This is a genomic window from Stieleria marina, assembly GCA_007741555.1.
GTDB lineage: Bacteria > Planctomycetota > Planctomycetia > Pirellulales > Pirellulaceae > K23-9.
Genome location: CP036526.1, coordinates 4,011,082 through 4,031,951, shown reverse-complemented (window position 1 = coordinate 4,031,951; position 20,870 = coordinate 4,011,082). Strand labels below are relative to the sequence as shown.

Annotated in this window: 14 protein-coding genes; 5 read left to right on the top strand and 9 right to left on the bottom strand. The window is 55.5% G+C overall.

The window, feature by feature from the left end:
• Positions 1-162 precede the first annotated feature (162 nt).
• Complete coding sequence (locus K239x_RS14460) at positions 163-2,133, top strand: multiheme c-type cytochrome (protein WP_419188959.1); 1,971 nt, start codon at positions 163-165, stop codon at positions 2,131-2,133.
• Positions 2,134-2,324: 191 nt separating this feature from the next.
• Positions 2,325-3,353, top strand: a complete 1,029-nt coding sequence (gene mnmH / locus K239x_RS14455; RefSeq protein ID WP_145418846.1) for a tRNA 2-selenouridine(34) synthase MnmH — start codon at positions 2,325-2,327, stop codon at positions 3,351-3,353.
• A 46-nt stretch (positions 3,354-3,399) separates the two neighbouring features.
• Here the strand turns inward: mnmH and K239x_RS14450 are convergent, their stop codons facing one another.
• The 5 genes from K239x_RS14450 to K239x_RS14430 form a co-directional block, all read right to left on the bottom strand.
• Entirely contained in the window at positions 3,400-3,846 is a 447-nt protein-coding gene (locus K239x_RS14450; RefSeq protein WP_419188958.1) for a nuclear transport factor 2 family protein, read from the bottom strand.
• Positions 3,847-3,957: 111 nt separating this feature from the next.
• On the bottom strand, positions 3,958-4,323 hold the full coding sequence (locus K239x_RS14445; RefSeq protein ID WP_145418842.1) for a hypothetical protein: 366 nt from the start codon (positions 4,321-4,323) through the stop codon (positions 3,958-3,960).
• A gap of 310 nt (positions 4,324-4,633) precedes the next feature.
• Entirely contained in the window at positions 4,634-5,638 is a 1,005-nt protein-coding gene (locus K239x_RS14440; protein WP_145418840.1) for a hypothetical protein, read from the bottom strand.
• A gap of 72 nt (positions 5,639-5,710) precedes the next feature.
• Entirely contained in the window at positions 5,711-7,189 is a 1,479-nt protein-coding gene (locus tag K239x_RS14435; RefSeq protein ID WP_145418838.1) for a DUF1570 domain-containing protein, read from the bottom strand.
• A 156-nt stretch (positions 7,190-7,345) separates the two neighbouring features.
• Positions 7,346-7,846 carry a zinc ribbon domain-containing protein gene (locus K239x_RS14430; protein WP_145418836.1) on the bottom strand — a complete coding sequence of 167 codons (501 nt, stop codon included), beginning with the start codon at positions 7,844-7,846 and terminating at the stop codon, positions 7,346-7,348.
• Positions 7,847-8,227: 381 nt separating this feature from the next.
• Here K239x_RS14430 and K239x_RS14425 point away from each other — a divergent pair, with 381 nt between their 5' ends.
• The 3 genes from K239x_RS14425 (at position 8,228) to K239x_RS14415 (ending at position 11,180) form a co-directional block, all read left to right on the top strand.
• Entirely contained in the window at positions 8,228-9,073 is an 846-nt protein-coding gene (locus K239x_RS14425) for a sugar phosphate isomerase/epimerase family protein (protein WP_145418834.1), read from the top strand.
• A 297-nt stretch (positions 9,074-9,370) separates the two neighbouring features.
• Entirely contained in the window at positions 9,371-10,060 is a 690-nt protein-coding gene (locus K239x_RS14420) for a response regulator transcription factor (RefSeq protein WP_145418832.1), read from the top strand.
• Positions 10,050-11,180, top strand: a complete 1,131-nt coding sequence (locus K239x_RS14415; protein WP_145418830.1) for an NHL repeat-containing protein — start codon at positions 10,050-10,052, stop codon at positions 11,178-11,180. Before K239x_RS14420 ends, K239x_RS14415 begins: the two co-directional genes overlap by 11 nt.
• A gap of 27 nt (positions 11,181-11,207) precedes the next feature.
• Here the strand turns inward: K239x_RS14415 and K239x_RS14410 are convergent, their stop codons facing one another.
• From K239x_RS14410 to dnaK, 4 genes are all read right to left on the bottom strand, one after another.
• The gene (locus K239x_RS14410) at positions 11,208-12,374 is read right to left on the bottom strand and encodes a hypothetical protein (RefSeq protein ID WP_145418828.1); all 1,167 of its coding nucleotides are present in this window, start codon (positions 12,372-12,374) and stop codon (positions 11,208-11,210) included.
• 94 nt (positions 12,375-12,468) lie between these two features.
• Entirely contained in the window at positions 12,469-15,207 is a 2,739-nt protein-coding gene (gene ppc, locus K239x_RS14405) for a phosphoenolpyruvate carboxylase (RefSeq protein WP_145418826.1), read from the bottom strand.
• A gap of 323 nt (positions 15,208-15,530) precedes the next feature.
• Positions 15,531-18,173 (bottom strand): ATP-dependent chaperone ClpB, encoded by a 2,643-nt coding sequence (gene clpB, locus K239x_RS14400; RefSeq protein ID WP_145418824.1) that lies wholly within the window; start codon positions 18,171-18,173, stop codon positions 15,531-15,533.
• A gap of 274 nt (positions 18,174-18,447) precedes the next feature.
• Entirely contained in the window at positions 18,448-20,382 is a 1,935-nt protein-coding gene (gene dnaK, locus K239x_RS14395; RefSeq protein WP_145418822.1) for a molecular chaperone DnaK, read from the bottom strand.
• Positions 20,383-20,870 lie beyond the last annotated feature (488 nt).

The window sequence follows — 20,870 nt, the reverse complement described above, 5'->3', positions numbered from 1 at the left end:
GCCGGCGGTTCGATCCGAGTGAATTGGATCGGGAGTGACCTTCCAGCCGCTAGCCCTTGCACGGGAGAGTCGATTTCGGTTCGACTTGATACGGCACGATCAGCAATGTTCCCTGAGACGATGGCGAAGCATGTCATCGAGTTTTTCGCAAATATAGGTCCAATGGATAATTCGCTCAACCTGTTGGTACTTTCGCTCGCCGCTTTGGTGGGGATCTTTGGCGGCGGACTGATCTATTGGAACCGTCGCAGCATCGGCTTGGCAGTCGCGGTTCCGTTGGTTGTCATTGGATTGACCGCTGCGATACTTCCGTGGAATGCGGGATTGCCGGCTCAGGCGGACGCGTCCGATCAATGGCCCACGCTGGAAAACATGAGTTCGACTTTCCCCAGCGAGGTCCCGGTGGGCGGCTTTGTGGGTTCGGATGCGTGCATCGATTGCCACCAGGACAACCACGCGTCTTGGCAAGCTTCGTACCACCGCACGATGACTCAAGTTGCTTCGCCGGACGCGTTGATGACGCCGTTGGACGACGTCGAAGTGTCCGCGCAGGGAACGACGTTTCGGTTTCAACAGCACAAGGATCTGTCTTGGGCCGAAATTAGCGAGACTGGAAATGCGGCTTCGGCAAAATTGAATGTGCCCATTGTGATGACGACCGGTTCGCACCACATGCAGGCTTACTGGTTTGCGACCGGGTTGGGGCGAATGACCGATTTGCTGCCGATCGTGTACATCAAGGAATCTCAAGAGTGGGTTCCCCGCAATCATGCGTTCCTGCGTCCAGAAGCTCCTTTTGCGGATGACGAACGCGGTCGTTGGAATGCGGAGTGCAGCGCCTGCCACGCGACCAATCGCCGCGAACGCCCGCGTGGGCAAGAAGGCTGGGACACGCAAGTTTCGGAGCTTGGGATTTCGTGTGAAGCGTGCCACGGGCCTGGTGCGAAACATGTGCAGTTGTGGCGAAATCGATCGCAGACCAATGTCGATGTGCTGGGCGACGTCGACGATCCAATCGTCAATCCTGCCTCGCTTTCGCACGAACGATCGTCGCAGGTTTGTGGACAATGCCACTCGATCAACATGCGTACCGAAGACCTGCAAAAGTTGAATGAACACGGGCACGGTTATCGTGCTGGCGATGATCTTTCCGACACGCGTCTCATCTGGCAGCGTGATGTCGAAAAGATTCGCGCCTTCAACAAGAAGGAAGGATTGCCTGGCGCAAAAGATGATCTGTTGCCGCGCAGTTTTTATCCGGACGGCGTGACTCGTGTGACCGGGCGTGAATACAGCGCGCTGGTGGCATCGGCGTGCCATGTCCGTGGTGAAATGTCGTGTTTGTCATGCCACCAGATGCATCAGTCGGGTTCGGATCCGCGCAGTCGAGCGGAATGGGCCAACGATCAATTGAATCCTGTCGCGTTGGACGATCAGGCTTGTCTGCAGTGCCATCAGTCGGATCAGTACGGCGAACAACATACGCACCATGCCGCAGGTTCCAGCGGAGCGAGTTGCTACAACTGCCATATGCCGCACTCCGCATACGGTCTTTTAAAGGCGGTTCGCAACCATACGATTACAAGCCCCAATCTTGCAGTCGACATGGCGGCCAAACGACCCAATGCGTGCAACCTTTGCCACTTGGACCAGACGTTGCAGTGGTCGGCCACGCATCTGGACCAGTGGTACGGAATCGAATCGCCACGGTTTACCGAGGACCAAAGAACGATCGCAGCATCGCTGTTGTGGTCGCTGAAAGGTGACGCGGCGGAACGTGCGTTAGTGACTTGGAGCATGGGATGGTCGGCAGCCAAGGACGTTTCTGGAAGCGATTGGCTGCTGCCGTTTTTGGCGCAGCGACTGGACGATGATTATCCAGCCGTGCGGTTGATCGCACGCAACGTATTGCGTGAGTTCGCGGGGCTCGAAGGACTGGCGACGACTTCTACCAGCAGCGATTTGGAGCGTCGCCAAGCCATCAATGATGTGATGACTTATTGGGCCAAGAAGCATTCAGACGTATCGCCCAATCCATCCCTGTTGATTGATTCAGCCGGTGAATTGCAGCAACCCGTCATCGATCGTTTGACCCGGCAGCAGGACAAGACGATAGTCGATTTAGCGGAGTAGTCGCTTTTGCCGGGTATCCCCTGCGTTGGCAGAATGACGATTTGCTTGATTCGCGTTGCATCCCTGTCCCCTGCCACCGGACTCACCTAGACTCTGTTTCTCCTCGATCACTTGGTCGACGGTTGCCAGGGGATCGCGTAAGAATTTCAGCCGAGAGCCTCCTTACAGGCCGTTTGGATAGTGAAACGTTAATGAGTATCGTCGTCGACGCCGAGGCGTTTCTTCAGTCCCGTTCATTGCCGATCGTCGATGTGCGTTCGCCCGGTGAATTTGCGCGAGGACACATCCCGTCGGCTCAAAACGTGCCTCTTTTTGACGATGCCGAACGTGCCGAGATCGGAACGATCTACAAGCAGGTAGGAACCGAGCCCGCGATCGCGCGGGGCCGTCAGTTAGCGGGCGTCAAAGTCGATCAATTGGTCGACGCTGTCCGATCAATTGTGCCCGACGACGAATTGTTTGTGCATTGTTGGCGGGGGGGAATGCGAAGTGAAGGGTTTGCCGATTTACTTCAGCAGCATGGATTCCGTCCGCAGCTGATCCGTGGCGGTTACAAAGCGTACCGTCATGCAGTTCATGCAGGATTTGCCGAGCCCAAACGGATCGTGATTCTGAGTGGGCAAAGCGGATCGGGTAAAACGCATCTTCTGAAACTGCTGCGCGACGAGGGCGAACAGGTAATCGATTTAGAAGACTTGGCTGGCCATCGCGGGTCTGTCTTTGGCGGAATCGGATTGCCCCCACAGCCGACTGTGGAACACTTCGAAAATCTTTTGTTCGATCAGTGGCGAGACTTGGACCCCGACCGGCCGATTTGGATTGAAGGCGAAAGCCGGTCGATCGGACGTGTCTACATTCCGGCTCCGTTCTGGGACCAGATGATGGCGGCACCGGTGGTGTTTGTCGAAGTGCCCTGTGAGCAGCGAGTTCAGTTTCTGGTTCAAGAGTACGGCGACTTACCGGCCGACGAACTTGCTACCGCCATCGGTCGAATCCGCAAACGATTAGGCGGACTCCGGTTGGCTGCGGCTCTGGAAGCGCTGGACAACAACGATGTCGCCATGTTCGCGAATTTGGCTCTGCAGTATTACGACAAGGCGTACAGCAGTTCACAAGGAAAATTTCCGCGGCAAATCGCCGTCAACGTTCCCATGAAATGCGCCGGTGATCCCGAATCGATCGCGACATTGCGTGGCTTGGGAAACAAACTATTGCGATAACGCATTCTGCCAATCATCGCGGCAGTTTGCGAATTGATTCGCGGGCTTAACCAAACAGCGTGCGGATTTTGGCGACGTCCAGCATGCCCAGTTTGGCGTACATGTGCGAATAGTCCACGACATTGTGGACCTGAAAAATCTGCCCGTCCTTCATGCGTCCGAACACGGCGACTTCGATCACTACTTCGACGTCCGATTCGCGGTGCACACCCTGCAACTCCATGACCATCGAAAAATGTTCTCCTTTGAGAAAGGCAAACGAAACTTCCGCGTGCTTGTGTTCGACGCGCGAATGCAGCGTGTTGTAAACTGCCTGGACTTGAGCGATGCCTTCCAAAACCTCGGGAGCCATCCCTGTAACAACGCAGTCGGGGTGGAAATACTCCTCGACGCTCGCGAGCGCCGGAGATGTCCACGCTCTCTTGACCCAGGTCAACAAGAATCCTTTGTTGACCATTTCCTCCGGAGTCAAACCGTCGTCGTGTAGGCTCATCGTCGGCCAGTGTCGGAGTATCGTCTGCGAAGGCAATCCGGATGACAGTCTATCAAATGCCATCAGCGGCGTGGATGCCTTCGCAATCCGCGCCGCGTATCGATGTCGGACTTAGTGGTGCCAGTGGCCGGTTCGATGCAGATCGTAGTGGCCAGGTACTACGTCAAAGTGGTTTCCGTGGCGACGAATCTCAGTGGGATGGTAATCGTAGTGACTCGTGTCGTGAAAACGCGAACGGTAGGTCGGTGTGTAACTGGGGCGATAGCTCGATCGGTAGCTAGACCGATAGTGAGAGCTGTGACCATATCCGCCATGGTACACCGGTCGGGCTGAACGATAGCCTCCACCGTAGCCACCGCAGGAACTGCTGCCGATGGACAAACTAAAGCCTTGTGCATTTGCGGAATTGGAATCGCCGGCCAGCAAGAAACAGGTTGCCAGAGCAGGTGCCAAAAGCCATTTTGAAATACTAATCATGTTCGTTAAGTCTCAATCTTTGTGTCGGAGGAATCGCGTCCGCTCAAACTCATTTTCAGGCGGATCGCGTCTCTGTAAGGCTAAGGCCGTGCCAAAACCTCCCTTGGCGACAACAAACGTCCGTTCACCGTGCAAACGCCGTGAAACTGGGGATAAATGCGTAACAGAACGGCCGCATTGATCGATCTAGCGTCACTTCCCAAGTCCAGTCAATCGACACCAATTTGACAACGAGTCGCGTCAAATTGATTACAGGTGTTTGCTGATTGGAATGTCAAAGACAATTTCACTCGGTCTTGGCGAGCGTCTTTCAAAGCATTGAAACGAGCTCTGCCACGACTGGCTTTGACTGCCGATACGAAACGATGGCAACGTCTAAATTCCAGTCGCGGTATTTCCGAAACGCTCGAGCGATCGCAGCAGTGATCCATTCGTCGCGATTGCCAAAAACGCCTCCACCCAACAGAGTCAAATACACTTTGCGGGAACCTGTTCGATCGGCGTTCAGAACACTGGCACAAAAGGTGGCTTCGTAAGCGGCCTCCAAGATCAACTTCGCAAAGTCCGCCCAGGCGTCAGCAGGCTGCCGGCCGTAGGCGACGGGAAGTGCGGAGCAGTACGCTTGCGAGACGCGGTGCTGAGCCCCCGGCAGAGTGACGGACGCGTTGGCTTGGATTCCAATTCGCAGTTCCGATCGCAACGCATCGCGCTGCGTTGCGCTGGCCGATTGTAGTCGCGCGTTGATGTGGTCCAGTCCGCTGTCGGTCGGAAACAAGTATCCGTTCTCCATCGACCAGACTGCTTGGCCGGCTTGCCCCAGCGTTTTCCCGAGCTCAGCGGCGCAGTCGATTTGATGGTCGGCAGTTTGTCCAACCAGGGCCAATCCGTCACTGCCGCGGACGGGAGCAAAGTAGTTTCGATAGATTGTACCGGCCCCACAAGCGATCGCGCACGCAGGACCTTGGGTGGGATCATTTTCGTAGATCCCAACGCCTTGGTCGGGCGTCACGGAGGGGCTGGTCATTTCCAGCAAGTTGAACTGCGATGCGACTTGAAAGATCGCGTTTGCGTTGGATGGATCGCGGTGCAATTGCCGGGCATCGCCCACGATTTCGCGAAGGGTTGACCGTCCTGCTGTCGGCTTTGAATCGGCCACGTCCGACCGCAGTTCCGCCAGTTGCGGTGTGTGAAGGCTACCCCATGCGATTCGACGGCCGTCCGGACAGACGATGCAGTCGCCATCGACCGAAAGATCACGACGCACTTGCGGGGGGGATTCTTCGTCGATGCCAGTGAGCTGTTTAAACCACGACATAATCGGCTGGACTTTCTTTACACGGTTGCAAGGGTAGCGGACACGCGGCGATAAAACGTCAGAAATGAAACGTCAGAGTTGCTCGCGAAGTTTGGCGGTGTCGGTTTTCAACGAACGCATGTAGGCCCGCCACTGAGCTTCCAGCGTCTGCGTGTTGCCAAAGATTTCCTGAAATGAAGCATACGTGTCCTCACGCCACTGCTCGGTGCGTGCTTGGTCTTCGGGCTGTTTACCCATCAAACGATAAAACTTCATCAGTTCAGGCATGTGTTGGTCCATCAAAAAATGCGTCAGCGCCCAGGACTGGCCGTAAGCTGCCAGTTGAGCACCGTTGGACTGCGCGTAGTCAAAAATGCGATCCGTCACGATGAACTTGATGTTGGAATGTTCCGTGTCAGCGGCCAGCAATCGATACCACATCAGACGCTGTTCATTGACGGCGCCGATACCCGCCCAGCTGGCATCCTTGGGCGATTCGAAATAGCTCGCCAAGCCTTCGTGAGCCCAACGCATGTTAAACGTAGCACGCGGCATTAGTTTGCTGTTGGCGGCAAGTTGATGCGTCGCTTCGTGCGTCACGACTTCGATCTCTTGGTTTTCGCCAACAATATCGATCAACAACTCCAGCGTCTTGGCAAAACGGATGATCTCGCCAGCACCCGCCACGCGTGTTCGCTTGACCTGATCACGCAGTGTCTTGAGCGATTGGCTCAACTGCTGCAGGCCTTCCAAGGCCTCGTCACTTTTTTGCCGATAGAAAATCGCGATGTTATCTTTGGGTGAATAAAATCCAGCGGTGTTCTTCAGCTCGGGCGAAAGTCGAGCGACAAAAACCAAATAGTTCGCTTGTTCGTCAAACAGTACGACACGCATCGGCTGGCGGGGGATCGCCAATGGATAGCCATCGAGGGCAAATTTCATGTAAAAACTGTCGTAGACTTTCTCCAGTAGGTCTAATCGATGTTGCGCGGCGGTCTTGCGAGTGATCGGATTGATTTCATCGGACGTGTCGTGCATCAAAATGTAGTGGCGACTACGAGCGACTTTCATCCCTTTCATGTTCAGGAATTTTGCCATCTCCTGTTCGGCGCTGGGCGTCGATGGGACCGTGCCACGACGGTACTTGGTCAGCATGCCTAGCGTTTGCACTCGTTTGTCGGAACTGTCTGCTTTCCACGCGCTGCTGAGTGCGGCGTCGGCTTCTTTGAGCATGCCGTTTGAAATGCACCACTTGGACAGTTCCAACATCGAATCAACGTCGCCGCCGCTGCGAGCCTTTTGAGCTTGGATGTTGTACCGGGCGTACTTCGATGGCGTCTTGATGATCTGCACATCGCGCGTGCTAAAATGCAGCGTGCCGCGTTTGTGCCGATAAGAAACCGTGCCGCCCGTGTTGACCGTCGCTTTGCCTTCGAGCGGGATCCGCAGGTTGGTTCCTGGCAAGGTGTAAACGACGATGTCGGCGCAAGCCGGATGCCCGGCGCCGCCCCAATTGATCAAGGCACAAAGAGTGCCGACGCCGACCCAAATACGAACTGAACCTGTCACCATGTGCCCCGCAGAAAGAACTGATCTGGATTATCGCTCCCGATTATAGCCAGCAAGAACGCCCGGTGGGGAGTCGGCTACCCACCCTGGCAAGCGATGGTCGGCTTGATCAACGTTTCATGCGTACGGAGTGAATTCGTGGGAAAAGTGCGCGGCGATTCACTGGAGCGATTCACCGCATTCGCTACAGAACTTGTCGGTTTCTTCGTTGATCTTTCGGCACTGGTTGCATCGGATCATGATGACCGGGTTTGCTTGATGGGCGGCGAAACCTCGTGTGTCAGGATCTTCATCGACAGAGCTGTTGCCATCGGAGCGATCATCGTGCTGGACGGCATCCAGGGTGTCACGGATCATGCCACCCACCGCGTTGGTGTAAGGATGCAAGTCTTTGCGTGCTCGCTGGGGATCCAAAATCACGCCTGACCCCGATAGACCTCGCGCTCCGACCATTCGGATGGCTTGTCCCACCACGATCAGGATCATGCCAACGATGGACCGCATCATGGAGTTGCGTGCTCGCCCGTGAAAATTGTCGAAATCACCAAACGACAGGGCGGAAGTGACAAAGACGGATAAAAAGGTCATGACGCCGACGAGTGTAATCCCCATGCCGATGTAGTACGCGGTTTTACGCTGAGTCGAAATGTTACGATTCAAGACCAATGCTCCCTTGTACTGCTGAGTGATTGATTTGCTGAGTGATTTATTTGCTGGGGTCGTGGCACACAAACGGTTCTGCCCCTGTCTATCTAGGCTAAACCAAATTGAATTGCGGGCGCTGCAAGTTGAACGAACGCAGCGTCTGGCCGTTCGTCAAATGGCGACGTATTACGCGAAGCGATACAGTACCGAGCGATTGGACGGTTCGTACAACGCTCGGATGATACCGAGGACGCGCACAGATTGCCTGATCCGAAAAGCAAGTCGGTCTGCACCACGATAGCGACGCGCCCTCATTGCGGCTAAAATAGCCCATCCACAGCGAGGCTGCTTGCTGCGACCTTCGATGAATTCATATTTCTGCGAGAGAATAAAGTTATGGACAAGTGGCCGATCGGTGTCTTCGCTTCCGTCGATGCTGGACTGGGAGTCGCGTGGGACGTGATTTCGGAACTTGGACTTCCCACGATCCAACTGCATGCTCCTCACGGTGACAAGCGCAACGAAAAGCAGGCCGGCGAATTGGCTTCGCAGTTGAGCAAAATGGACGTTCAGTGTACGGCTGTCTTCGGTGGATTTGACGGAGAGAGCTATGCGGACATTCCGACAGTCGTCGAAACGATCGGATTGGTGCCGGCTGCGAGTCGCCAAAGTCGGCTGGAAGAGATGTTCCAAATTTCGGACTTCTCCAAATGGCTTGGATGCGACGCGGTCGCGCTGCATCTGGGTTTTATTCCTCACCATCCTGACGCCGACGGGTACAGCGACATCGTCGATGTGACGCGACAGCTTTGCGATCACTGTGCCGCCAACGAGCAGTACTTGCATTTGGAAACCGGGCAAGAAACGGCCGAAGGTTTGTTGACGTTTATCGATGAAGTCAAGCGTGACAATTTGAAGATCAATTTTGATCCCGCCAACATGATTCTTTATGGAACAGGCGAGCCGATCGAAGCGTTGCGTGCGGTCGCAAAACATGTTCGCAGCATTCACTGCAAGGACGCGACGTGGAGCGACAAACCCGGCGAAACTTGGGGCGCAGAAGTCGCTCTGGGCGAAGGACAGGTTGATATCGAAGCTTACTTGAAAACGCTTCACGAAATCGGATACACCGGGCCGTTGACGATCGAACGAGAGATCCCCCAAGATCCCGTTCGACAGAAACAAGAGATCAGTCACGCGATTGATCTGCTGACTCGATTGCGGTCGCAGATCCTGGGTTAAGTAATCGTAGAGTGCGTGGAATGCCGATACAGTTTCGGCTGACGGCCGCAGCGGTGGCGTGTAGCGACTTCGCGAGGCCATCCCTAGAGCTTTTTCGACGTGGTCGTATGGCTACGTGTACAATTGCTACCAGAGCGGTCACCATAACTGTCAGACGCAACAAGCCAGTCGGATGCCTCGCATTGCACTGATGCATCGAAGCAGGGAACTTGCGTTTGCCTTTCGCACGCGACTGAACAATGAAGTTTGATGCACACAGAATCGGCTTACAAAACCTGAACGCAGGATCATTGACCTTTGAACACCCTTGAAGCGCAGACCGGCCCGACCGATGCCAGCGAATCGGTGGTTTATGTTGTCGATGACGATCCGTTGGTGCTCAGCGCGATCACCGAATCGCTTCGGCTGCACGGCTATGCGCCTCGGGGCTTTGCAAAACCATCGGAACTGTTGGCTCGGGTTTCTCCCAGCGAATTGGGGTGTGTGGTGAGTGATTTGCGAATGCCGACGATGGACGGTGTTCAGCTGCAACGCGAGTTGAAGATTCTGGGAAGTGATTTGTCGCTGATAGTTTTGACCGCTTATGCGACGGTTCCGGTCGCTGTCAGGCTGATGAAGGACGGTGCTGTTTCTTTGTTGGAGAAGCCGTTTGACATGGGCGAACTGGCCGTGGAAGTCGGCAAGGCGATCCGTCGGAGTCAGCAAGTTGGCGTCGAACGAAAACGAGTCAACGACGCTCGCAAACGCATGGCAAAGCTGACGTCCGAAGAGCTCGCGGTGCTGGACTGTGCTGCGCAGGGCAAACCAAATAAGATGATCGGCCAAGAGCTGTCGCTTAGTAGCCGCACCGTTGATCGCCGACGTCATTCCGCACTGAGCAAGTTGGCGGTTGAGTCGGTGTCTGAGTTCGTGGCCGTACGGGCACGAGCCGAGTACCCCAGTCAAATGCTGCCTGACGAGAGAGAATCTTCTGAGTATGACATTTAGCCAGCGACTAGCGGTTTGTTTCTGTGTTCTTGTTCTTCCTGTCTCCGTTGTCGCGCAAGACATCGCGGACGGTCGCAGCCACTCCGGCGCAATTCGATTTGCTGGTGTGGGATATGGAGTCGACGTCAATCAAGTCCACGCGACTCCGGACGCTCCGGTTGAAGTAGCCGATCGGTTGAAATTGGCGTTGGGCAATCCCTTTGGCGTCGAGATCATCGGGGACAATGTTTGGATCACGACGGTCGACGACCAATGCATTTGGAAAACCAGCCTGACCGGCCAAAAGATTTCTCGAATCGCAGGGGCGCGGCGCCTCGGCTATGACGGTGACGGTGGGCCAGCGGACCAAGCAGCGTTCAACTGGCCGCATGAAGTTCGTGTGGACGACGACGGCAATTTGTTCATCGCTGACACACGCAATCATGTCATCCGCCGCGTCGATGGCCAGTCGAATATCGTGACCACGATTGCCGGCAATGGCGCTCCCGGATTTGCTGGGGAAGGTGATTCGGGAACCAAGGTTCAGTTTGACCAGCCACACAGTGTGGTGCTGGACCATGACGGCGGCCTCTTGGTCGCAGACACAAAGAACCATCGTCTGCGACGCATTGATCTTCAAACGGGAATCGTCAAAACCATCGCCGGTAACGGGCAAAAAAAACTACCCACCGACGGATCGATCGCATCCGATTCGCCGCTGTATGGGCCGCGTTCGCTGGCTGTCGACGCAAAGTCAATCTGGATCGCGCTGCGTGAAGGAAACAGCATTTGGAGGCTGGACCGAGAAAAAGGCACGCTGCATCACGTCGCTGGGACCGGCAAGAAAGGCTACACCGGTGATGGAGGTGACCCTCGCGAAGCCACATTCAGCGGCCCGAAGGGCATCGCGGCCGAACCCGACGGTAACTTGCTAGTCGTCGATACGGAGAATCACGCTATCCGCCGGATTGATTTTGCGGCCAACAAGATCGTGACGGTGATGGGGGGAACCGCTGCGGCAGAAACCACCACGCTGAAACGGCCGCATGGGATCGCGGTCTTCGTCAACGGCTTCATGGTGGGAGACTCTGAAAAGCACCGCGTCGTTCAAGGCTTGAACGACCAGCCCACGACCAAGTAGCGGAATCATTGGCAGATTGATTGGTGGCTAGATCGACAACTTCCTTTCAACCAGGTTGACCATCGAAGTCCACTCTTGATCACTTGAAAACATGTTCCGCTGAAGCGCGACGACGCGGCGCGAATGCGTGTGTCGCAGCGTTATTCGGTCGTCCGTCTTTGCCGTGCACCGGAGATGCGACCAAGGCAGTTTTGTGACCACCGCAAATGCATCCGTCGTGACGCCCGAATCGTCCGCGAAGCCGAGTAAATGCTGAAGTGATTCATCGGGTCGAAGCCGTGGCTGTGACCATGAAAGATGCCACGCAACGGCAATCACAAACAAAAGCGGCAACACGATAAGTCCTGCGGTCCCGATCAAGTTGACGGCGAAGGTTGCTAACCCGATCGCGATCAGCGTTGCGAAGAGTACCAGCAGGGTCATCGCGATCAATCCGTGCGTGGATCGTTTTCGCCGCCACACTTTGCCTTGGTAGTCACCGCCAAATTGAATCAGATCGGCCATGGTCACCGGTCCCGAAAATGCAATTGCATTGCCGGGGACTTGAACTGATCGCTGGCGATCGGGATCGCGAAGCAGTGCGGCGATGTTCTGTCGCCGACGAGCCATCGACCCAGCGGTCACAACTTTTCGAGCGACGGTCTCCGCTGCTAGTATCAGTCCGGCAAGATCGGCATCGCTGTCCATCATCGATTCGGAGATCACCATGCTCTGGCCGATCGAATTGGGCGTCAGCAGACCCACCACGTTTCGATGGACCACGACGGTTTCCAGACAGTTCCAGTGCAAAAAGAAACTGCCGTGATCACGTTTGATCGTGATTCCATCGGGACTGATTTCGCCTTGGACTGGTGCGTCCCAGAGTGGATTGACGAATCGAAACATCGCGCGGCGATAGAGCTTGGTCGACACCAAGCACGCGACAAGTGCGATTCCGCATAGTCCGGCAACCACCAGTTGGCCCGCCAATGAACCGACGATCATCACAAAGAGTAAGACGAGCGCGATCAGCAGCATGGCGATCGCCAGCGTTGGCACGCCCACGTGATCATACTTGGTCAACAACCGATTCAGGTCACTCGACGTCGGTGCTCCCGAAAAACGAATTCGGCCAGCGATTTCTAACCGATCGGGCGCCGGGGCAATGGCCGCAACTTCGACTTCCGGTGGCGGTTGATAGGGATTGATCGCCATGTTGAATCGAAAGCATCCTCAGCGTGCGAGATCTGGCAGGCAAACGCTGCCTGCAAAAAAAACACCCGCAGTGGTTCGTTGCGGATGCGCGATTCTAACCGCTCGTGCGCATGCCCGCTGCGATTCCGTTGATCGAAAGGCGTGTCAGGTGACGTAGCTCGTCGGGCGAATCGGCGTTTTTGTTTTGACGACGCCGCAGCAATTCGACTTGGATTAAATTCAACGGGTCGATGAATCGATTGCGCACTCGAATCGATTCCTTCAACCAAGGCGTGCCATCCAAGAGAGCTTCTTGTTCAGTCATCGCCAACACGACTCGCGTGGATTGCTTGAATTCCGATTCGATCATGTCGCTGATCGTGTCGTGCGCTGGATCACGCGAAGCCAACGATGCGTATTCGCCAGCGATTTCCAAATCAGATTTCGCCAACGCTAATTCGGCGTTATCGACCAACGCTCGGAAAAAGGGCCACTGGGTGTACATGGCCCGCAACTGCGAAAGCATTGCTGGATCATCAACCATGGAACCCAGTGCGGCTCCGATCCCATACCAGGCAGGCAGCAGACAACGTGACTGAGTCCACGAAAACACCCACGGAATCGCACGCAGATCCGACAGGCCGCCATCGGGTTTGCGGCGTGACGGACGCGAACCGATTGGCAGTTGTTCGATCTCTGAAATCGGCGTCACCGTACGGAAGAAATCAACGAAACCAGCTTGCTCCAACAACTCACGGTACTTCTTAAACGATACTTCCGAGATCGTTTGCATGGTGTCGTAGAACTGCTGCGAATCGGTTTGCTGAGGATCACCCGCAGCCAATAGAGACGACCAAACCACTTGTTCTAAATGCCGATGCGCGATTGCTGGATCGTCGTAGCGATCCGCCAAAACTTCGCCTTGTTCGGTCAGTCGCAGGTGTCCGTTGAAAGTGCCACGCGGGAGCGACAAGATACTGCGAGCCGCCGGTCCGCCGCCGCGGCCAAGCGAACCGCCGCGTCCGTGGAAGAAGGTTAGGTCGATGTTAAACTCTTTTGCCACCGCGACCAAGGCCTGCTGAGCTTGATGGAGCGACCAGCACGCGGCCAGATAGCCGCCGTCTTTGGTGCTGTCGCTGTAGCCCAGCATGATCATCTGACGATCGCCCAGACGCCTGACGTTTTCGCGGTACGAATCAATCTGTAGCATGCCTCGCAGAATATCGGGGCCGTGCTTGAGGTCCTCGATCGTTTCTAGCAGCGGGACAATCGGCAGAGTCGGTTTTGATTTGCCTTGCACGGCCGCCGAAAAATTATCCTTCGGCCCCGTTAACTCCCAGAGCCAAAGGACTGTCAACGCGTCACTTGGCGCACTGGTCATGCTGATCACGTGCGTTCCAATCGCGGCCATGGACGATGTCGCGGCGATCTCGTGCAGCAGCTGAAATAACGCCACGGTTTCCCCGACCATTTCGGACGCAGTGTCCAGATTGATGGACAACGACGTGGCTCCGATGGATTCGGACAAAACCTTGCAACGCGTCGCTTCATCCAGCGTTTCAGGCGAATCGCACAGTCCGCAGGATTTCAAGATTTCGTCGACGACTGAACGGTAGACCGAAGCGTTCTGTCGAATGTCCAATCTAGCCAAATGTAAACCGAACGCTTCGATCTGTGTTTGCCAAGCATCCAGTTCCGCAGCGTGATGTTCTTTACCGGGCAATTGACGGACCGAATCGACAAGAGCCTGCACGTCTGCGGCCAATCCGCAGGCTGAACCGTAAGCACTTTCGTCGCTGATACCGGCCAGTGTGTTTTCGAGTTTCCACCGAATCACCACCAGTGATCGGCGGCAAATTTCGCCGGGCGGCAGCAAATCCAAACGCGGTTGAAGTTCGGGCCACTGTTGGACTGCCGCATCGATCGCTCGTATTAGACTTCCATCAAAATCAACTTGGCGATCTGAAATGCTTAGCGAATCGTAAAGGCTATCGCAGGCACGCAAATGAAACTGGACGGCTTCACGTCGTAGCCATCGAAACGTTTCTTCGGTCACATCGGCAGTCACGCCAGGGTGTCCGTCGCGGTCGCCCCCGATCCAAGAACCAAAAGTCACGCAAGAACGTTCTGCGTGGACGGCGTCGCCATAGTTTTCTTTGACACCACGCTGAAGTTCATCAGAGATTCGCGGCACTTCATCCCACAACACCGGTTTGATCGACAGTCCCCGGCTGACTTCTTGCATGACCGATGGTCGCCACGGTCGGATGAAGTCTGTCTGCCAAAGTTTGGCAATTTCGGCGCGAATCTTTCGTTCCGCACGATCACGAACCTGTTGCGACGAATCTTCGCCGACGGTCTGCATCAGTTGGCGAATCTTTGTCAGTTTGCTGCGAACGGACCGGCGTTTGGCATCGGTCGGGTGAGCCGTGAAAACCAAATCAACGTGCAGCTGATCGATCAACGCTTGGACTTCCTCCGGTGACTTACCGGATTCCTTTAAGCTGGAAATGGCACCCCGAATCGATTCGCCGCGCGGGCCTGGATACGACGCTTCGGCGCGGTGCTGCAAGATTTGGACTCGCCGGCGATCTTCGACCAGATTGGCTAGGTCCAAAAAGATCGTGAAGGCGCGGATCACGACGCGCATCTGCCGATCGTCCAGATTAGCGATCGCTTGCTTGATGTCCTCGTCCGCTCGATCGCGTCCGACGCGACGATCCCAGGCGGAACGACGAAGTTGTTCCACGATCTCATAGGATTCTTCACCCGCGATATCGCGAATCGTGTCGCCAAGAATGGTCCCCAGATACCCGATTTCGCGTCGGAGATCGTCTGTGCTGTCAGTCTTCATATTGATCGATTGTCGAATGCGGTGCGTCTAGTGGTGCGTCTAGTTCGGTGCGTCTAGTTCATTGCCAAGTAGCGTTGAACACGCAATTGTCGACGCCGATGCCACAGTAGGGACGCTGGTAACCCCGCGGACGAGTAGACAAAATCGGCTGTCAGAATGTGCGCATTCGCACGAAGAATGTACCGTTTTGACAAAAACAGACTAGTCCCGGAGGCTGATCAGTGAAGCCGCTTCGGACTTGCGCCCGAAGCGAAACCATTATCCCGATCTGCGGTCAAGCAGAGCCGCACGTCGCATTTGACGCTGGCCTAAACCGTCGCAGCTTAGACGCGAAACGTATACGCGTCGCCGTCATAGTCCACGATGATCTTCGATCCTTCGGGGTACTGACTTTTCAGTATCGATGTCGCTAGCGGATTCTGGATCTCTCGCTGGATCACTCGTTTCAGCGGACGCGCACCGTACTGTGGATCGTAGCCCGTTTCGGCAATCTGATCGACTGCTGCATTGGTCACTTCGATCGCAAGCCCGTTCGCTTCCAACCGCTGCGACAATCCAGCAAGCTGCAACGTCACGATTTTGCGAATCTGTTCTCGACCAAGCGGATGGAAAATCACAGTGTCATCGATACGGTTAAGGAACTCCGGCAGAAAACGGGCTCGGAGAGCTTCCTGAACCGCTTCCTCCATTTCCTGTTGGCTACCGCCTTCGGCCGTGATCTTTTGAATCACTTGGCTACCCGCGTTACTGGTCATCACGATGACCGTATTGGAAAAATCAACCGTGCGACCTTGGCCGTCGGTCAGACGTCCGTCATCTAAAACTTGTAGCAGGATGTTGAAAACGTCAGGGTGCGCTTTCTCCATTTCGTCCAACAGAACAACAGCGTAAGGACGCCGCCGAACGGCTTCGGTCAGTTTGCCACCGTCTTCGTAACCCACGTATCCCGGAGGCGCACCGATCAGCCGAGCGACGCTGTGGCGTTCCATGAATTCGCTCATGTCGATGCGAACCATTGCCGTTTCGTCGTCGAACATGATTTGCGCCAGAGCCTTGCACAGTTCCGTCTTACCAACGCCGGTGGGGCCCAGGAACAAGAACGAACCGATCGGCCGATTCGGATCTTGCAAACCGCTTCGACTACGGCGAACCGCATCGGATACGGCTGCGACAGCTTCTTCTTGTCCGATCACTCGTCCGTGCAATCGTTCTTCCATCACCAACAATTTGGCGCGTTCGGTTTCCATCATGCGGCTCACCGGAACCCCCGTCCACAGGCTGACGACGTCGGCGATTTCTTCATCGGTTACGTCACGACGCAAGAGACGGCGTTTTTCGGGGGCGTCTGCATCCAGCTCGGGTTCTTTGGATTCATTGGCCTCAAGGCTTTCCAAGCGAGCTTGAAGTTTGCTTTGCTGTTCGCGCACTTCCAGCATCTCTTGGTACAGCTTTTCAGGATTCTCGCCGCGCAGTTGCAATTGCTTGGCATCCGAATCCAACGACGCAAAGCGATGCTCCAGTTGCTCGGCTTCTTGACGAATCGATTGCACATCGTCCAAGCCCATCTTTTCCGCTTCCCACTGTTCCCGCAGGCTGGCGAGTTCGTGATTGAGCGATTCCATTTCTTCTTCGACTTCCGTCCGTTTGGCGACCGCCGATTCCTCTTGCTCGTCGGCAAGCTGGCGGTGGGCCAATTCCAGTTGACGCAGTCGACGCTGAATTCGATCGATCGGCTCGGGAACACTTTCTTTTTCCATTGCCAAACGGCTGGCGGCTTCGTCCACCAAGTCGATCGCTTTGTCCGGCAGGAAACGGTCTGCGATGTAACGATTCGACAAATTGGCAGCTGCCACCAGAGCACTGTCGGTGATGCGGACACCGTGATGCGATTCGTAACGAGATTTCAAACCACGCAGAATCGCAACCGTGTCTTCGACATTCGGCTCGCCAACAAAGACCGGCTGAAAACGGCGTTCCAGAGCGGCGTCTTTTTCGATGTGTTGGCGATACTCGTCCAAGGTCGTGGCACCGATACAGCGCAGGGCACCGCGAGCCAATTCGGGCTTGAGTAAGTTAGCAGCATCGGCGGACCCTTCGGCTTTGCCAGCACCGACCACCAAGTGCAGTTCGTCGATGAACAACACAACTTGGCCATCGGCGTCTTTGACTTCGCGTAAAACCGCTTTCAGCCGCTCCTCGAAATCGCCACGGAATTTTGCCCCAGCGACCAACGCACCCATGTCCAAGGAAACGACTCGTTTGTTTTTCAGACTTTGCGGCACGTCGTTTTCAAAAATTCGCAGTGCCAACCCTTCGGCAATGGCCGTCTTGCCGACTCCAGGTTGCCCGATCAGAACCGGATTGTTTTTGGTCCGGCGCGAAAGCACCTGAATGACACGGCGGATCTCATTGTCACGACCGATCACGGGATCCAGTTTTCCCTGAGCAGCCAATTGCGTCAGATCGATGCCGTATTTTTCCAGCGCCTGGTAAGTGTCTTCGGCATTCTGGTCGGTCACGCGCGCTGATCCGCGCACTTCGCTCATCGCTTGCAGGACATCGTCCGCATTGACACCCGCAAGTTTCAGTAGGTTGTGCGCCTTGCTGTCGACCTTGGCGACGCCCAGCAGCAGGTGTTCGGTGCTAACGAATTCATCTTTCAAAGACGTCGCCGCCTCGGCCGCTGCATCAAACGTTTGTTGCAATTTGGGCGCAACACTTGGCTGGCGTCCGCCGGAGACCGACGGAAGTTTTTCGGTTTCGCTTTTGACCGTGGCGCTAAGCGAAGCGATGTCGACGCCCATCTTTTCCAATAGAGGGCGGGTGATGCCGTCAGTCTGCTGCAGCATCGCAGCGAGCAAGTGCAGGGGGGCGATTTCGGGGTTGGTAGCCGACGCCGCCTGAGCCTGAGCTTCCGCGACGACTGCCTGTGCTTTGGTCGTCAGTTTGTCGTATCGAAATGCCATGATTCGTTTCTCCTAGGTGTTGGCGAGTCGCCGCGCGCCTGCCATTCGTTGGCAGTGGCCGTGGTCTGTCTTTTGTTTTGCAAACGTTGCGCCAACCGATGAGGGTGCGGGTTGCTTTGTTGCAAATGGACGTTAAGGGTGCGACACCCGCGTTGTCAGTTCTGCGAGTGAGGGGATCTTGGTGGCACCGCCCACGGCCAAAATGGTTTGGGTAGGTGCATAAAAAAAGCGGGTGCAAGCACCCGCTTCGGAATTTGCGTTGCTTCAGTGCGACTTATTCTTTGACTTCAAAATCGGCGTCGACCGCATCGTCGTCGCTATCAGCGGCGGCGGCTCCCGCAGCTCCACCGGCGGCTGCTTCGGCTCCGCCCGCGGCTTCCGTCTTTTCGTACAAGACTTTGCTGAAGGCTTGCGAAGCAGCGTCCAATTCGTCGGTGGCAGTTTTGATCGCTTCGACTTCTTCGGTTCCCAACGCAGCGTTCACTTTTTCGATCGCTTTGTTCATTGGTTCCTTGTCATCGTCGCTCAGCTTGTCGTCGTTGTCCGTCATCAACTTTTGCAGTTGATGAACTTGCTGATTGGCTTTGTTCTTCGCTTCGGCCAGCTCAAACATTTTGCGATCTTGGTCCGCGTTTGCTTCCGCGTCTTTTCGCATTTGTTCGATCTCGTCTTCGCTCAGACCGCCCGCTTCGTTGATTTGCACCGAAGCTTCTTTGCCAGTCTTTAGCTCCTTTGCCGAAACACTCAGGATGCCGTTTTGGTCGATGTCAAATTTGACTTCGATTTGCGGCACGCCACGTGGTTGGGCAGGGATGTCTTCCAAGTTGAATTCGCCCAGCAATCGGTTGCCCGTCGCCATTTTGCGTTCGCCTTGGAAAACTCGGACGGTTACAGCAGTTTGGCTGTCTGCGGCCGTACTAAAGACGTTCTTCTTTTCGACTGGAACCGTTGTGTTCCGCTCGACCAACGCCGTCATGACGCCGCCTTCGGTTTCGATTCCCAGCGTCAGTGGAGTCACGTCCAGCAGCAGAACATCGGTTCGCTCGCCAGCCAAAACACTGCCTTGAATCGCAGCACCGACCGCGACCACTTCGTCGGGGTTCACGCCCTGGTGTGGCTCTTTGCCAAAGATCCCTTTGACCACTTCGCGAACTTTAGGAACTCGTGTGCTACCACCGACCAAGACGATTTCGTCGATGTCGCTGGGGCTCATGCCGGCATCTTTCAACGCCTGCATGACCGGTCCACGACAACGTTCCACCAGAGCGTCAATCAACCCTTCAAACGTCGACCGAGTGATTTTCATGGTCAAGTGTTTGGGGCCCGACGCGTCCATTGTGATGAACGGTAGGTTCAAGTCAGTTTCAGGCAGCGTGCTGAGTTCTTTCTTGGCTTTTTCGCAAGCTTCCTGCAATCGCTGCAACGCCATGGGATCGTTTCGCAGGTCGATCGCGTTTTCTTTTTTGAACTCGTCCGCGACGAAGTTGATCAGTGCAGCGTCAAAGTCGTCACCACCCAGGTGTGTGTCACCCGAGGTACTGATGACTTGAAACACGCGGCTTTCGCCTTCTTCGTCGCCTGCATCGGCGACTTCCAAAACTGAAACGTCAAACGTACCACCGCCCAAGTCAAAGACGATGATCTTTTCGTCAGCCTTTTTGTCCAATCCGTACGCCAAGGCAGCTGCGGTCGGTTCGTTGATGATTCGAGCGACTTCCAAGCCGGCAATCTGGCCAGCGTCTTTTGTGGCTTGTCGTTGGGCGTCGTTGAAGTAAGCCGGAACCGTGATGACGGCCTTGTTGACTTTGTGTCCCAAGTACGACTCGGCGGATTCCTTCAGCTTGCGAAGCACTTTGGCCGAAATTTCTTGTGGCGTGTATTCGCTATCGCCCACTTTGATTTTGACGTACTCGCCAGCACCACCGGTGACGCCGTAGGGCACCATTTTTTCTTCGGATTCGACTTCGCTGTGACGCCGTCCCATGAAACGCTTGGCCGAGTACACCGTGCGTTGCGGGTTGGTGACCGCTTGGCGTCGAGCAGGTTCGCCGACAATCGCTTCCTCTTTGTCCGTGAACGCGACGACACTCGGGGTCAGCCGGTTGCCTTCGGGGTTAGGGATCACTTTTGGCTCGCTGCCTTCCATCACTGCGACGACGCTGTTGGTCGTGCCGAGGTCGATGCCAATGATTTTTTCGCCTTGAGCCATCGTGTTTCTCCTACGATCGGTACTTGCGCCTTGGAGGGCGCTGAAGTTAGCTGCGTGTTAAAATGGGCCGTTTGCGATCTTTCGCTGGCCCGGTCGTGTATTTCGTTGAACGCGTTGTTTCGCCCATTTCGTCAGGCAGATCGCGTTGCCATGGTGGTAAGGCAAAGTCCGTGCCAGTCGTGGTGTCAAAACGCAAACTTTTTAGACACAGTCACTCAATGGGCCGGCAATTTACGGAAAACGGGTACCTAACCGCGGTCCTTTTGCCCCTAAGTTGACGTCGTTTTTGACAGTCGCCCCCAAGTCGTCCAAATCTGGGATATTTGCGTTTGCCAAAATGACAGCAGACAAGCGCGCAGAATCGCTCACCGCGATCAGCTTGGGAGGCAACGTATCCGCCGGCCGCTGTCAGTCCGGGAGTATTGGCTGGTCGGGTCAGATTCCGATTGGCCCGGATACGTGGCGACGGAAGATGCCGGGCCGCGCAA